General features: G+C 39.3%; 13 protein-coding genes and 1 other annotated feature. Of the genes, 3 read left to right on the top strand and 10 right to left on the bottom strand.

From position 1 onward, the window contains the following. Positions 1-233: 233 nt before the first annotated feature. The 5 genes from M3182_RS17850 to zapA form a co-directional block, all read right to left on the bottom strand. Positions 234-638, bottom strand: a complete 405-nt coding sequence (locus M3182_RS17850) for a DUF350 domain-containing protein (protein WP_251431113.1) — start codon at positions 636-638, stop codon at positions 234-236. A gap of 15 nt (positions 639-653) precedes the next feature. Beyond that, positions 654-3,005, bottom strand: coding sequence for an endonuclease MutS2 (locus M3182_RS17845; protein ID WP_251431110.1), 2,352 nt, complete (start codon positions 3,003-3,005; stop codon positions 654-656). A gap of 30 nt (positions 3,006-3,035) precedes the next feature. Then, a complete protein-coding gene (gene polX, locus M3182_RS17840; RefSeq protein WP_251559326.1) occupies positions 3,036-4,757 on the bottom strand; it encodes a DNA polymerase/3'-5' exonuclease PolX in 1,722 nt (573 codons plus the stop codon). 519 nt (positions 4,758-5,276) lie between these two features. Beyond that, entirely contained in the window at positions 5,277-5,807 is a 531-nt protein-coding gene (locus M3182_RS17835) for a CvpA family protein (RefSeq protein ID WP_251559325.1), read from the bottom strand. 7 nt (positions 5,808-5,814) lie between these two features. Further along, positions 5,815-6,075, bottom strand: coding sequence for a cell division protein ZapA (gene zapA / locus M3182_RS17830; protein ID WP_251431523.1), 261 nt, complete (start codon positions 6,073-6,075; stop codon positions 5,815-5,817). A gap of 131 nt (positions 6,076-6,206) precedes the next feature. Between zapA and rnhC the strand changes: the two genes are divergently transcribed. After that, positions 6,207-7,142 carry a ribonuclease HIII gene (gene rnhC, locus M3182_RS17825; RefSeq protein WP_251559323.1) on the top strand — a complete coding sequence of 312 codons (936 nt, stop codon included), beginning with the start codon at positions 6,207-6,209 and terminating at the stop codon, positions 7,140-7,142. Between the two features lie 149 nt (positions 7,143-7,291). On the opposite strand, the gene pheT is transcribed toward rnhC, so the two are convergent. The 3 genes from pheT to M3182_RS17810 all read right to left on the bottom strand — a co-directional run bounded on the left by pheT (position 7,292) and on the right by M3182_RS17810 (position 11,891). Continuing rightward, entirely contained in the window at positions 7,292-9,706 is a 2,415-nt protein-coding gene (gene pheT, locus M3182_RS17820) for a phenylalanine--tRNA ligase subunit beta (protein WP_251431097.1), read from the bottom strand. 19 nt (positions 9,707-9,725) lie between these two features. Continuing rightward, entirely contained in the window at positions 9,726-10,763 is a 1,038-nt protein-coding gene (gene pheS, locus M3182_RS17815) for a phenylalanine--tRNA ligase subunit alpha (protein ID WP_251431093.1), read from the bottom strand. A gap of 51 nt (positions 10,764-10,814) precedes the next feature. Beyond that, positions 10,815-11,063, bottom strand: a binding site (T-box leader). A 66-nt stretch (positions 11,064-11,129) separates the two neighbouring features. Next, positions 11,130-11,891 carry a TrmH family RNA methyltransferase gene (locus M3182_RS17810; RefSeq protein ID WP_251559321.1) on the bottom strand — a complete coding sequence of 254 codons (762 nt, stop codon included), beginning with the start codon at positions 11,889-11,891 and terminating at the stop codon, positions 11,130-11,132. A 118-nt stretch (positions 11,892-12,009) separates the two neighbouring features. Here M3182_RS17810 and sspI point away from each other — a divergent pair, with 118 nt between their 5' ends. Further along, entirely contained in the window at positions 12,010-12,219 is a 210-nt protein-coding gene (sspI, locus tag M3182_RS17805; RefSeq protein ID WP_251559319.1) for a small acid-soluble spore protein SspI, read from the top strand. A 261-nt stretch (positions 12,220-12,480) separates the two neighbouring features. On the opposite strand, the gene M3182_RS17800 is transcribed toward sspI, so the two are convergent. Both M3182_RS17800 and M3182_RS17795 read right to left on the bottom strand, forming a co-directional pair. Continuing rightward, positions 12,481-13,560 carry a M42 family metallopeptidase gene (locus M3182_RS17800; protein ID WP_251559317.1) on the bottom strand — a complete coding sequence of 360 codons (1,080 nt, stop codon included), beginning with the start codon at positions 13,558-13,560 and terminating at the stop codon, positions 12,481-12,483. 73 nt (positions 13,561-13,633) lie between these two features. Beyond that, positions 13,634-14,131 (bottom strand): dUTP diphosphatase, encoded by a 498-nt coding sequence (locus M3182_RS17795; protein WP_251431079.1) that lies wholly within the window; start codon positions 14,129-14,131, stop codon positions 13,634-13,636. A gap of 212 nt (positions 14,132-14,343) precedes the next feature. On the opposite strand from M3182_RS17795, the gene M3182_RS17790 reads away from it, so the two are divergent. Next, positions 14,344-14,739, top strand: a complete 396-nt coding sequence (locus M3182_RS17790) for a sigma-w pathway protein ysdB (protein WP_251559315.1) — start codon at positions 14,344-14,346, stop codon at positions 14,737-14,739. The last annotated feature ends 241 nt before the right edge of the window (positions 14,740-14,980 follow it).

Here is a 14,980-nt window from a genome sequence, read left to right as displayed (position 1 = left end):
TTCATTATAATATGCAGAGTAATTGTTGACAATCATTATAATAGGAATTCCCTTTGATTGCTTGACCAAAAAAACAAGACTAGCCTATTGCTAGTCTTGTAAAAAAATACCAGTATAACTTTATTTTCAAAAAAGTATTATACAAAAAACATTAGGTAAATAGCCCCGATTAAAATAAATAGTCCAGATAGCACCATTAACACTTTTGCTAACGTCTCCAAAATCCTCGCCCCTTATATCCCTGCTCCGATCACATAGCTTAAGCCTACTGAGATAATCAGTGAAATGAGGCCTACAGCTCTGTTGTCTTGTTGTATTTCCTTATCAATATTAAATTTCGGCGTCATAAACTCAAAGATAAAATAACCAATTAATAAAAGGATAAAGCCAAAAACACCCCAACTAACCATGCTTAGTAAGCTGTCATGTTGTGCAATAGAATGACGAAAGATGTTTGCAACACCAAAAATCTTCCCACCAGTGGCCATTGCCACCGACAGATTTCCTTTTTTGATTTCTTCCCAATTCCGATATTTTGTGACCAACTCAAAAACAGCTAGAAAGACAATGGTACAAAGAATCACCACACTATAATAACCTGCCGTTGTGACAAAATCATTCTCCCAAAATTGCTCCATTGGTTTCCCCGCCTATCATTTAAATTCGACGATGGTGACCCCGGTCCCACCTTCGCCAGCCTCACCAAAGCGGATTTTTTTCACGGAACGGTGATTCTTTAAATACTCCTGAACACCACGCATTAATGCACCCGTTCCTTTTCCATGGATAATGGATACCCTAGGATAACCAGCAAGGAGCGCATCATCAAGGTATTTTTCAACCCTCAACATCGCTGCTTCATATCGCTCGCCCCGCAAATCAAGTTCTAAAGAAACGTGTGAATCTCTTCCCTTCACCATGGCTACTGGTTTTACATCTTTTGGCTTTGGTGTATCGATATACTCCATATCACTTTCTTTTACTTTCATCTTAAGGATTCCAATTTGGACTTCCCACTCTTTGTCAGATGCTTGTTTTATTAAGTGACCTTTTTGGCCAAAAGTGATTACTTTCACTTCATCACCTGGCTGGAACTGGTGTTTTTGAACTTTTGCCTTACTAGCTTTTTTCACCGTTTTTTCCGGGGTGGCTTCGGCCAATTTCCTTCTAGCATCAATCAACTCATGTTCTTTCACTTCAGCACTTTTTTCAAGCCTTAGTTTTCTTAAATCGCGAATAACTTCTTCCGCTTCCGCTTTCGCTTTTTCAATAATTCCGGTGGCTTTTTCTTTTGCTTTTTCTTCAAGTTCTTCTTTACGCTCATAATAAGCGACCATTTGCTTTTGGAGGTCTTTATGCAACATCTCCGCTGACTTTAAAAGCTCATGTGCCTCATCAGCCTCTTTTTCCGCTTGGCGCCTGCTTTCTTCAAGCGAAGCAATCATTGTTTCAACCTGATTCGTATCAGCACTAATGAATCCTCTCGCTTTTTCAATAACAGTCGAACTCAATCCTAAACGTTTAGAAATTTCAAATGCATTACTGCGACCTGGAACCCCGATCAATAATTTATAAGTCGGGCTTAACGTCTCTACGTCAAATTCAACACTGGCATTGATGACTCCTTCGCGATTATATCCATAAGCTTTTAGCTCAGGATAATGAGTCGTTGCGATCACCCTTGCACCACGTTGATAGACTTCATCCAATATTGAGATTGCTAGGGCTGCCCCTTCTTGCGGATCTGTTCCTGCTCCTAGTTCATCGAATAAAACCAAGCTATTGGAATCCACTCGATTAAGAATATCAACGATGTTAACCATGTGAGACGAGAAGGTACTTAAAGATTGCTCAATCGATTGTTCGTCGCCGATATCGGCATAAACAGAATCAAACACTGCCACTTCTGAACCATCTAGAGCTGGAATCTGTAAACCTGACTGTGCCATAAGGGTGCATAGTCCTAGTGTTTTCAACGTGACCGTTTTACCACCCGTATTTGGTCCAGTAATTACAATGGTTGTATAGTCTTCACCTAATGTGATTGTATTCGGTACCACTTCTTCTTTTGCAATCAGCGGGTGACGAGCTTGATACAACTTAATAATCCCTTCATTGTTTACCTTAGGTTTGGATGCTTTGATTTTTTGACCATAACGAGCCTTCGCAAATATAAAATCCAACTCAGCCAATATGTTTACAATTGTTAACAAATCATCATGATTGTCTCCAACCATAACAGAAAGTTCAATTAAAATACGTTCAATTTCTTGTTGTTCTTTTAACCGGATCTCTTGAAGCTCATTGTTCAATTGAACAACCGATTGTGGTTCAATAAACAATGTTTGCCCAGATGAACTTTGGTCATGGACAATTCCGCCATAATGGCCACGGTACTCTTGTTTAACCGGAAGAACAAAGCGGTCATTCCGGATCGTAATAATTGCATCAGATAACATCTTTTGGGCGTTAGAAGAACGTGTCATACTTTCAAGGCGCTCACGAACTCTGGCTTCGCGCGACCGTAATTGATTCCGTAGTGAACGTAGCAGATCACTGGCACTATCAAGAACTTCGCCCCCCTCATCAATCGCTTGCTTTACCTTTTCTTCGACCTCTGCTAAGACAATAATTCCCTCAGCAAAGCTAGATAAAATAGGCAATTCGGTTTCTTCTAGAAGATCGGTGATGAATCGCTTCATTTGTCTACTTGCATGAACCGTATTTGCAGTTTGAATAAGCTCTTGAGGGCTTAGCATTCCGCCAATAACAGCTCGTTTTACATGCGGACGGATATCATATATGCCACCTAGAGGGACATTCCCTTTTATGCGAATAACTTTTGTTGCTTCATCTGTTTGTTCCTGTAGATTAAGAACTTCCTCATAATTTGTAGCAGGTACAAGACTACGTGCTTTTTCTTGCCCAAGAGGAGAAGAAACATGTTCTAGTATTTGTTCTCGAATTTTATCAAATTCCAGTGTTTTTAACACTCGTTGTTGCACTAGTATAGCCTCCTTTAACAAGGGCCCAGCTTAATCATGCCGGTGATGTAGAAAATCATATAAGTCGTTAAGGTCCATTGCGTTTAAGACCGAACTTTCCTTAATCCACCCTTTTCTAGCTGCCGAAACCCCAATTTCCATATGTTCAAGCGTGTCCATTTTATGAGCGTCTGTATTGATTACAATTTTCACACCAGCTTCTTGTGCTTTCCGAAGATGTTCAGATGCAAGATCAAGGCGATGTGGATTTGCATTCAGCTCTAAAGCTGTATTTGTTTGTTTTGCTAATTCAATTAGCATATCGATATCTACATCATATCCATCTCGTCTTCCTATCAGCCGCCCAGTCGGATGAGCAATGATGTCAACATGAAAGTTTTCGACTGCTGTTCTTAATCGTTCCATAATTTTTTCACGCGACTGAGAAAACGAAGAATGAATCGAGGCAATCACGATATCTAATTCAGCTAATAATTCATCATCAAAATCCAAGCGCGCATCTGGTAAAATATCCATTTCAATTCCAGTCAGAATCGTGAAATCATCATATTTTTCATTGAGCTTGCGAACTTCTTCGATTTGTTTGCGAACACGTTCAGGCGTTAGCCCATTTGCTACTCTTAAATACTGAGAATGGTCGGTAATGGCCATATAACGATAACCACGAGCACGGCATGCCTCTGCCATTTCTTCAATTGAATGAGCCCCATCACTCCATGCCGAGTGCATATGCAAATCACCTTTAATGGCTGGCACTGAAATTAACTTCAATTCTTCATTATAATGATCCACTTCACTGCCATCTTCACGCAATTCTGGAGGAATAAACGGAAGTCCAAAATGGTGGTAAAAAGCTTCCTCAGTGTCAAAGGTAAGGACTTCACCAGTTTCTACATTCTCAACACCGTATTCACTAATTTTCTCGCCTCTTTCTTTTGCTAACTGACGCATGCGAACATTATGATCTTTGCTTCCTGTGAAATGGTGTAAGGCTGTCGCATATTCTTTCGGTTCAACTAGACGAAAGTCTACATTTACATCATAGTCTAGATCAAATGTAAGCGACACTTTTGTATCTCCTGCGGCAATCACTTCTTTCACACGAGGCAGAGCCTCTAGCTGTTCCTTTACCTTTGCTGCATCATGAACCGCAATGATAAAATCTAAATCTTTGATCGTTTCTCGCTGTCTTCGTAAACTACCTGCTCTAGAGAACTTTTCAATCCCTTCCATTTCAGATAGGTCCTTTTCAATATTCTCTGCTATCGGCAACATATAAGCTAATGGAAGCCGCTCTGGTCTTGTGCCGACACTTTCTAATGCGGCCAAAATCTTTTCTTCTGACTTTTTCCCAAACCCAGCAAGTTCACGGATTTGCCCTGCCAAACAAGCTTCCTTTAACCCATCGGCATCTTCAATCCCTAATTCTTTATGAAGCTTGGCAATTTTTTTCCCACCAAGACCTGGTACTTGAAGCAAAGCTATGAGCCCTTTCGGAACTTCTTCTTGCAATTCTTTTAGCACAGAAGATGTACCCTCTTGAATGAATTCTTCAATCACAGCAGCCGTCCCTTTCCCAATTCCAGAAAGTGCCGTTAACTCTCCGATTTCAGTTAAACTCCGGTCATCAAGTTCTAATGCGGCGGCCGCTTTTCGAAAAGCAGAAACCTTAAACGGATTTTCTCCTTTTAACTCCATATAAATCGCAATCGTTTCTAAAAGACTTACTACATCTTTTTTATTTGCTGACACTTTACGCACCTGCCTCTATGTAAAAATCATTCATGTTTCTTTTAGGCTCTTTTCTAAAAGATTGTTGCTTTTTAAAGGAAATAAAGATTAATTTATCTATGATTCCATTCCAAAGATCGTTTATAAGATGAGAAAAGAGCTTACAAACTAAGTAATAACGCAGATAAAAACTTATTTCGCGTTAAAATCGGCTTTAGGATTTTAACAACAAACTTTACGAAAACAGCCTTCATAATACAGTTGTTTAAACGTTCTGCTTTTCCAAAGGCTCTTTTCTCAAACATTGTTGCTTTTCAATAAAAATAGAGAATGATTTAGCTATGATTTCCATTCCAAATTCGTTATAAGAAAACAAAGTAGTATCGCAGAGAAAAGGTTATCTCTTGTTAAAAACGGCTTTATGCTTTTAACACAAACTTTACGAAAAACGTTTTTACAAATAACCCGCAGTATTATTGTATAGAATTTCACTTGCAAATGAAATTCAAAAGAAAAACTTCTCTACAGAAGAGAAGTTCATTACGATTCTAACCACCATTGTTTAATTTGTTCAGAAAAGATTGGGGTATGCTTTATAATTCCATTGGCAAGGATAGAATCATTAAATGGTCCCTGAATAACTCCAACCGGGACTAAAGCAAGAATGTATAATAAAATAAAAACAAATAAATAGACTTCTAATATACCAAGTATTCCGCCTGCCCAAACATTTAAACTCTTTAAAACTGGTAAATTCGCAACAAAGTCAAACATTGATCCAATTATTTGTAACAGGATTCTTACCGCAAAAAAAATCGCGACAAAAGCGATGGCGCGGTAATAAGCATCCTCCATATTAGGGTTGTCAAATAAGAGTGCGAGCTCTCCTCCTCCAAAAGTCGGATAAGGTATCCACAAAGTCAATTTAGGAGCAATCTGATCATAATAAATATAAGCTACGATAAATGCAATAATAAAACCAGTCATATGAATGGTTTGCAGAATAAAGCCCCTTTTTAGACCGATAAAAAAGCCTAGTACTAATAAAAACAGGATCAACAAATCCAGCATGTTCGTTTCATTCCTTTAACCGTTGTATTTCTGCTTCAAGACGTTCCACACGATCTTTCATCTTCAGATAATCATTTACAGCGTTAATTGCTGTTAAAACTGCTAATTTATTTATATCAAGGATAGGATTCATTGAGCTGATTTCTCTCATTTTATCATCGACCATAGAGGCGACTAACCTTACATGACTAGTGCTTTCAGTTCCCACTATCGTGTATTGCTGCCCATATATGTCTACAGTTGTACGTGTTTTTTTTGTATCTGACAACATTCACGCCTCCATTTCGTAAGAATCCTATTTTATACTATAACATGAAGGAAAAAAGCAGGAAAGTAACAAGCCGTCATTTTATGGCAAGATTTTTGATATGATATGTTTTTAGACAGGAGGATTCGTATATGGGAAATACAGTGATTAAAGCCACTTCGGCTGATATTAAAAAAATGATGGATCATTATCAACGTTATTTAAGTGAAAAAGTCCCTCCAGGTGGCGTTTTTGCAGCCAAAACACCAAGCTGTGCCATTACAGCCTATAAATCGGGAAAAGTATTGTTTCAAGGAAAAGATGGAGAAACAGAAGCTGCAAAATGGGGGGATGCTTCCTTAAGTCAGTCAAAGCCAAAAACAGACAAAAGGCCATCTGGTTCCCATTTGCCAACAAATTTTGCATCCATGTCGGTCATAGGTTCAGATGAAGTTGGGACAGGTGACTTTTTTGGCCCAATCACGGTCGTTGCCGCTTATGTAAAAAAAGAGGATATTGAACTTTTAAAAGAGCTCGGCGTCCAGGATTCAAAAAATTTAAAAGATGACAAGATTATTGAAATCGCCAAGCAACTCGTCAAATTTGTTCCATACAGCTTATTAACACTACATAACCCGAAGTACAACAAAATGCAAGGATCAGGCATGTCACAAGGGAAACTGAAAGCATTATTACATAACCAAGCGATCCAGCATGTATTGGATAAAATTGCGCCCGAAAAACCAGAAGCCATTTTAATTGATCAATTCGCGAAAGAGGAAATTTACTATAATTATTTAAAAACGCAGCGAAATATCGTCCGCGAGAATGTTTATTTTAGTACGAAAGGCGAGAGCGTTCATTTAGCTGTAGCAGCTGCATCGATGATTGCCCGCTATGCATTTGTAAAACATTTTGAACAACTTAGTGAAAAAGCAGGTTTTACGTTGCCTAAAGGAGCAGGCGCGCAAGTTGACCAAGCTGCAGCAAGATTAATTAACAGAAAAGGCGCTGATTGTTTACCAGAATTCGTGAAACTCCACTTTGCCAATACCGAAAAAGCGATGAAACTCGCGAAGAGAGGATAATAACAGCATTTTATTTGCTGTTCAAGCAGTTTTATTCGCCGTCAGCCTAACTTTATTCGCCGTTCAAGCGGTTTTATTCGCCGTAGGGAGGATATTTCAAACTAAAAAGCGGTTGATTCCCTCTCTATGAGAGGAATCAACCGCTTTTTTTACCCTCTTAAAGTAGCTCCAGCTTGTTCTTCAACAGCTTTTAACACTTTTTCATGGGTTTTCGCAATATCTTCGTCTGTTAATGTTTTTTCTGGATCAAAGTATTTTAATGAGAACGCGATGGACTTTTTGCCTTCTTCCATACGCTCTCCTTCGTATAAGTCAAAAACATAAACATCTTTTAACAGCTTTCCACCAACTTCAACAATGATGTTTTGTAGCTCAGCAGCTGTTTTATTTTTATCCACCACTAATGCAATGTCTCTAGTAATCGATGGGTATCTTGGAATGGCTTGATATTGAAGTGGCTCAGTACCCGCTTCTAACACAGCCTTCAGGTTCAATTCAAAAACGTATGTTTCTTTTAAATCTAAGTCTTTTTGTACGGTTGGATGAACTTGCCCAACAAATCCAATTACTTCCCCGTTTAGACTTACTTCTGCAGTACGACCAGGATGCATACCGTCCTTTTCGGCCGCAGCAAAAGCGATTTTGTCCTCAAGACCAAGTTTTGCAAACATTCCTTCTAAAATTCCTTTTACCACATAGAAATCTACTGGCTTCTTCTCACCCTGCCATTGGTGGTTCTCCCAAAGACCAGTAACTGCCGCTGCAAGATGCTCTTCTTCAAGAGGAAGGTCCTCGCCATCCTGCTTCAAGAACACAGCTCCCGTTTCATAAACGGCCATGCTGTCCGTTTGACGAGCAAGATTGTACTTCAACACTTCAAGCAATTGCGGCACAATGCTTAGACGTAGCAAGCTTCGGTCTTCACTCATTGGCATAGCTAGTTCAACTGGATCACGCTTTTCTAATGCATATTGCGTCGCTTTATCCTTGCTTGTTAATGAATACGTAACAGCTTGATAAAGACCTGCTCCCTCAAGGAAACGACGAACAAGGCGGCGTTTTTGCTGGTATTCACTCAACTTACCTGGTGTTGAAGCCCCGATTGGCAATGTCTTTGGCACATTGTCATAGCCGTAGAGGCGAGCAACTTCTTCAATTAAATCTTCTTCGATGGTGATATCACCGCGACGAGTTGGTACTGTGACTGTGATTGTGTCATTATCAACAGTTGATTCAAACTTCAATTTCGCAAAAATGTCCTCTACTTGTTGCATGCTCACTTCAGCGCCAATGACACGGTTGATTTTTTCTAACGTTACAGAAACAACCGCTGGCTCGACTGAAAGTGTATCGGCGACAACAGAACCTTCAAGCACTTCTCCGCCAGCATATTTCGCCATCAATTCTGCAGCTCTTTCTGCTGCAGGATGCACACGCTCTGGATCTACACCTTTTTCATAACGAGCACTTGCTTCACTACGTAAACCATGATCCTTAGATGATTTGCGGATGACTGGTCCGGTAAAATATGCGGACTCAAGTAGAACGGTTGTCGTATCAGCGTTCACTTCTGAATTCGCTCCACCCATCACACCAGCTAAGGCAACCGGATCAGTTCCATTTGTAATCACTAAATGGTCTTCTGACAGTGTGCGCTTTGCATCATCAAGAGTTGTAATCTCTTCCCCTTGCTTCGCACGTCGAACAAGAATTTCTTTTGAACCAAGCAAATCATAGTCAAAAGCATGTAACGGCTGACCATATTCAAGCAGGATATAGTTCGTGATATCGACGACATTGTTATGTGGACGAATACCCGCTGCCATTAATCTTGATTGCATCCATAGTGGAGATGGCCCGATTTTAACGTTTTTAATCACTTTTGCCACATAAAGTGGGTTATCTTCTTTCGCTTCAACATTTACTTTGATGTAGTCAGCTGCTTTTTCAGAAGCAGTGGTTGGCGCTGGCTCAGGTAATTTCACATCTTTCCCTAAAATCGCTCCAACTTCGTATCCTACCCCTAGCATACTCAAACAGTCAGCACGGTTTGGTGTTAATCCTAATTCAAGAATCTGGTCGTCTCTTCCAAGTAATGCGAGCGCATCTTGGCCAACTTCCGTGTCTTCAGGGAAAACAAAGATTCCTTCAGAATACTCTTTTGCCACAAGCTTTGCTTCAATGCCTAGCTCTTGAAGAGAACAAATCATTCCGTTCGAAACTTCACCACGAAGCTTCGCTTTTTTAATTTTAAAATTACCAGGTAAAACGGCGCCAACTGTTGCGACCGCTACTTTTTGACCTTTTGCTACGTTTGGAGCACCACAGATAATTTGTACAGGTTCTTCTGCGCCAATATCTACTAACGTTTTATTTAATTTTTCAGCGTTAGGGTGTTTTTCACACTCAAGGACATGACCGACAACCACTCCACGTAATCCTTCGTTTAATGTTTCAACGCCTTCAACTTCAATTCCGCTTTTCGTAATTTTCTCACCAAGCTCTTCAGCTGAAACGCCTGATAAGTCTACATATTCCTGTAGCCATTTATATGATACAAGCATTTTTTACTCCTCCTAATCCCTATTCAGTCACCGAAAATTGCTTTAAGAAACGAATATCATTTGTATAGAAATGACGGATATCGTCTACACCGTATTTCAGCATTGCGATTCGCTCTGGTCCCATACCGAAGGCAAAACCAGTGTATTTTTTCGAATCGTAACCAGCCATTTCAAGTACATTTGGATGAACCATTCCTGCACCAAGAATTTCAATCCACCCAGTACCTTTACATGTTCCACAACCTTTTCCGCCACACATTTTACAAGAAATATCCATTTCTACAGATGGCTCTGTGAATGGGAAAAAGCTTGGACGCAGACGGATTTCGCGGTCGGCACCGAACATTTTCTTCGCAAACACATCAAGTGTTCCTTTTAAGTCACTTAAACGAATGTTTTCATCAATGACAAGTCCCTCAATTTGTGTGAACTGATGAGAGTGCGTTGCATCGTCATTATCACGGCGATACACTTTTCCTGGACAAATAATTTTCACAGGTCCTTTTCCGTTACGAGCTTCCATTGTTCTCGCTTGTACAGGCGAAGTATGAGTGCGAAGCAAGATTTCCTCGGTAATATAGAAAGAGTCTTGCATATCACGTGCTGGGTGTCCTTTTGGTAAGTTCAGCGCTTCAAAGTTGTAATAGTCTTTCTCCACTTCAGGTCCTTCTGCAACGGTATACCCCATCCCGATGAATAGATCTTCGATTTCTTCAATGATTCTTGTTAACGGATGATGATTGCCTTCACTTACTGGACGACCTGGTAAAGTAACATCAATTTTTTCTGCAGCCAACTTCTTTTCCACTGCCGCTTTTTCTAAGGTAATTTGCTTTTCTTCAATAGCACCAGAAATCATATCTCGAACTTCGTTTGCGAGCGCACCCATTTTTGGTCTTTCTTCAGGAGATAATTTCCCCATTCCTTTTAATACTTCCGTGATCGGTCCTTTTTTTCCAAGATAAGAAACGCGGATGTCATTTAATTCTTTTAAATCCGCAGCTTGTGCAACTTTTTCTAGTGCTTCAGCCTGCAGTTCTTTTAATCGCTCCTGCATTACTAAATCCTCCTTCAATTTTGACAAAATAAAAAGACTCCATCCCTAGGATAAAGGGACGAAGTCTGGTTTCGCGGTACCACCCTTTTTAACAGGCAATACAAATATGTATGGTCTGTTCACTTCATTCGGATAACGGCATATGCCGGTGCATCTTTACATTTTCAACAAAGAAAATGGTCCCGATGACAGCTCTGGAGGTGAATTCACAATTCTGTACCATAAAAATGCTTTCAGTCTTGGGCATTTTCTCCCTAAAATGGCCTTGGAAATGCTACTATTCTCCGTCATTGCTTTTTATTCATTTTTGCAGTTAATTATAGTATATTCTTTCCACCGTCGCAAATCCTTTTGAGTTAAAACACTTTATTTGGGCGTTTTTAAGTAATAAAGGAGAACCCCCGTTGCGACAGCAACATTCAACGATTCACTCTTCCCATATATCGGGATATATAAGTTTTGCGTTGTAGTAGCTAATAGTTCTTGGTTAACACCATTGCCTTCATTGCCAACCAGTAAAGCAAACCGTTGACCAGTTGGTACTTCATGATAAGTAGTCGCGTTCTCTAATGCCGTCCCGTAAACAGGAACGTCTTGATCTTTTAAACTGTTTATTGTTTCGTGTAGGTCTCCATTGATAACTGGTAAGTGAAAATGACTCCCTTGTGCCGAACGAAGGACTTTTGGATTGTAAAGATCGACACTTCCCTTTCCAACAATCACGGCATCAACGCCTGCAGCATCTGCTGTTCGAATCATTGTTCCAAGGTTGCCTGGGTCTTGAACAGAATCAATCAGTAAATAAGTTTGTGCTTCAAGCTGCTTGTTAGAGATTGAAGCTTGTTGACATACAGCAAAAATCCCTTGAGTTGTTTCCGTATCGGCCAAGGAGCGGGAAATCTCATCGCTTACTTGGACCATTGGAACAGCACCATAATCAAGGCCCGGTGGCATTTCAACGTTTTCACTGATGATGATTGTCTCAATCTCAGCGTTATTATTTAATGCCTCTTCAACAAGGTGAAATCCTTCAATTAAAAAAGTACCGGTTTTATCTCGCTCTTTTCTGGTAAGTAATTTTTTCCATTGTTTTACTTGGGGATTACTTGCAGAGTGGATGTACTTCACAAAAACACTCCTCTTCATATTTCATCAATTTTTTAATTATAACGCAATTTTTTTACATAATAAAACGAAATTTGTTCATCCTATATTTAGATTAAGGTTTTGAAAGGAGATTTTATACATGAATTTAAATTTGCGTAATGCGATTATTCAAAATGTCTCTGGTAATTCTCAAGATGAACTTAAAGATACAATTGTCGATGCAATCCAAAACGGTGAGGAAAAAATGCTTCCTGGCCTAGGAGTTCTGTTTGAAGTCATCTGGCAAAATGCATCACCTCAGGATCAACAAGAAATGTTGGAAACACTTGAAAATGGGTTAAAAAGATAAGGTTTTTCCTTTCTCCTCCGGTTTCTGCCGGAGGATTTTTTTATAGTGTTACAATTTGTAAATGAATTCTCATGTTGGATTTTACAATTATTTCATTTGTAAAGTAAGTTACTTCTTTTGTAGAGAAAAACGGTGAGTTTCATAGAGTAAATTGCCCAAAACGTAGAGCAAACACATCATTTCGTAGAGCCATTTATCAAAACCGTAGAGTAAACCATTTTACACATAAAAAGGGAGCCCCCGAAAGGCTCCCTTTCCCTATTATTCAAATGTAATTTTATTAACCGTCTCTGGATTTAGACGTTTAATGACTTCGACAATCAATTTCACGGCATTTTCGTAGTCATCACGGTGTAAAATCGCTGCATGTGAGTGAATATAGCGGGTTGCGATTGTGATTGATAACGATGGCACACCACGATGTGTCGTATGGATTGCACCAGAATCTGTTCCGCCTCCTGGGACAGAATCAAACTGATACGGAATATTCAATTCATCTGCAACACCAGTGACAAAATCGCGCAAGCCTTTATGAGCCACCATGCTTGCATCATAAATGATAATTTGTGGTCCTTTTCCTAGCTTGCTAAGTGCTTCTTTTTCTGTAATGCCTGGTGTATCGCCAGCAATCCCTACATCCACGCCAAATGCGATATCAGGCTGTATCGCTTGTGCGGATGTTTTCGCACCACGTAAACCGACTTCTTCCTGAATCGTTCCGACGCCATATACGGTATTTTCAAGCTTTTCATCTTTTAAATGCTTCATAACATCAATTGCAATCGCGCAACCGATTCGGTTATCCCATGCTTTAGCGAGCAACATTTTCTCATTGTTCATCACTGTAAATTCAAAATAAGGAACGACCATATCACCTGGCTTTACGCCCCAACTTTCTGCTTCCTCGCGACTTGAAGCACCGATATCAATGAACATATCTTTAATGTCTACTGGCTTTTTACGAGCTTCTGCAGAGATTACATGAGGAGGTTTAGAACCGATTACACCAGTGACATCTCCTTTATTCGTCACAACCGTCACGCGTTGAGCTAGCATGACTTGGGACCACCAGCCACCTACTGTTTGAAAACGGAGAAATCCTTTGTCGTCAATTCTTGTGACCATGAAACCAACTTCATCAAGATGACCTGCAACCATGACTTTCGGTCCTGTTTCGCCTTTACGGGCAATTAAACTACCTAATCCATCTACAGATAATTCGTCTGCATATGGTGCTATGTATTTGCTCATAACCTCGCGAACTTCACGCTCGTTGCCGGGAATACCTCTTGCATCGGTTAAATCTTTAAGCATCGTTAAAGTTTCATCTAATTTAGCCATTATTTCGACTCCCTTAATAAAAATAGATTCGTTCCTATTATACAGAAACAGTGAATATTGTACAAAAGATGCATTAATACCCTTTTTGCTGCCTTTCATAATTTACTTCATTTTTCTCAATATATGCCTGCTCAATTTCTTTTTCGCTAAAATCAAGCAACCTAGCGAGAATAAGGTATTCTTGAAACATCGTTAAATAATTCTTCTCTGTCCGATTTGTTCGGAATTCATTGATTGATTTGTATACTTCAAGGAATTGTTCTGAAGTGGACCGCCCATTCTCTCTGCTCTCTTGCGAAACTTTGATTTCTTCAATCTGAAATTCACTCTCAATGCCTAGAGATAAAATAAAATGAATGCCATCAACAAATTCTTCTAAAATAACGCTTTTATCTGAAGCAGGCTTTGTACTCCAAAATTTAAAACATCTCGTTTCATTCGCTAGCTCACCAATCTCAACGAGCAAAGCTAGAATTTTCCGGTCTACTAGGTCTTCTGATGTTAACTGATGCTTTTCCTCAATATGCTGATCAAGAGCTGTTTGCATTTTATAAAGCTTTTCTAAGTTCATCTAGTCGTCTCCCCTTCATGGTGCACGTTTTTTAATCTGTACTCTTTTTTGTTTCGCGAACTCTTCATGGTGCATGGTTTTGTAATTGTGAACTCCTATTTTGCTTCCTAAATAGGGCTTCTCCCAAAAAATTATAAAGAAATTTCCTTTTAAATGAAACTATTCTAGTAGTTGGTTCGTAATTAAGGAAAATGTACAGTGGAGGAACTGCCATGTTATGGATTTTTCGTCTTTTACTTATCGTAGCGATTATCTTCCTTTTCTATAGTGTCGTAAAATACTTAATTCATCCAAAGAGAAAGCTTGAGCTTGCACAAGAGCAAAAGCGTTTTTATTTTTTAGATGATCAAGAAAATGTGCGAAAAAACTTTTTCCTTACGTATAAAGGCGTTGTATTCGAAGGAGAAAAGTATTTAGGGACTACAGAATATGCGTTTGAAGTGGTTTCAATTTTTATTTGGCCTAAAAGCAATCATAATTTAAAAGGACTTGCTTACGAAGATTTTCTATTTATCGAAGACCAAGTTCATGAAGTGTATCCAAATGCCGAAATTAGCTGGAAAAGCCCAATAAAAGAGTTTATGGAAAAAAAGCCGCAAATGGATTAGAACAAGTGCCTTAATAGCTGTTTCATAAAGGTGTAAGAACTAGGTCTAACTAGCTATAAGTAACCCAAGTCCGTTAATTATTCCTAAATAACTAAAAAACCGTCAAGGAGATTCCGAGGGCACTGAAAAAGTCTAATTTTTATTAAAGGCAGTTGAAAGTTCAATCTAATGAACTTTCAACTGCCTTTTTACTTTATAATATTGTTATCAAATGTATGTAGGTGGTATCCAAGTGATTTCA

This window comes from Mesobacillus maritimus (assembly GCF_023715205.1).
Lineage (GTDB): Bacteria > Bacillota > Bacilli > Bacillales > Cytobacillaceae > Mesobacillus_B > Mesobacillus_B maritimus_C.
The sequence above is the reverse complement of the archived record's forward strand: the minus strand, read 5'-3'. Positions and strand labels throughout refer to the sequence as shown.

Bases quoted from the DNA above. Each gene is read 5' to 3' on its own strand.
- M3182_RS17850 (WP_251431113.1), bottom strand. From the start codon at position 638: ATGGAGCAATTTTGGGAGAATGATTTTGTCACAACGGCAGGTTATTAT.
- M3182_RS17835 (WP_251559325.1), bottom strand. From the start codon at position 5,807: ATGCTGGATTTGTTGATCCTGTTTTTATTAGTACTAGGCTTTTTTATC.
- rnhC (WP_251559323.1), top strand. From the start codon at position 6,207: ATGGGAAATACAGTGATTAAAGCCACTTCGGCTGATATTAAAAAAATG.
- pheT (WP_251431097.1), bottom strand. From the start codon at position 9,706: ATGCTTGTATCATATAAATGGCTACAGGAATATGTAGACTTATCAGGC.
- pheS (WP_251431093.1), bottom strand. From the start codon at position 10,763: ATGCAGGAGCGATTAAAAGAACTGCAGGCTGAAGCACTAGAAAAAGTT.
- sspI (WP_251559319.1), top strand. From the start codon at position 12,010: ATGAATTTAAATTTGCGTAATGCGATTATTCAAAATGTCTCTGGTAAT.
- M3182_RS17800 (WP_251559317.1), bottom strand. From the start codon at position 13,560: ATGGCTAAATTAGATGAAACTTTAACGATGCTTAAAGATTTAACCGAT.
- M3182_RS17795 (WP_251431079.1), bottom strand. From the start codon at position 14,131: ATGAACTTAGAAAAGCTTTATAAAATGCAAACAGCTCTTGATCAGCAT.
- M3182_RS17790 (WP_251559315.1), top strand. From the start codon at position 14,344: ATGTTATGGATTTTTCGTCTTTTACTTATCGTAGCGATTATCTTCCTT.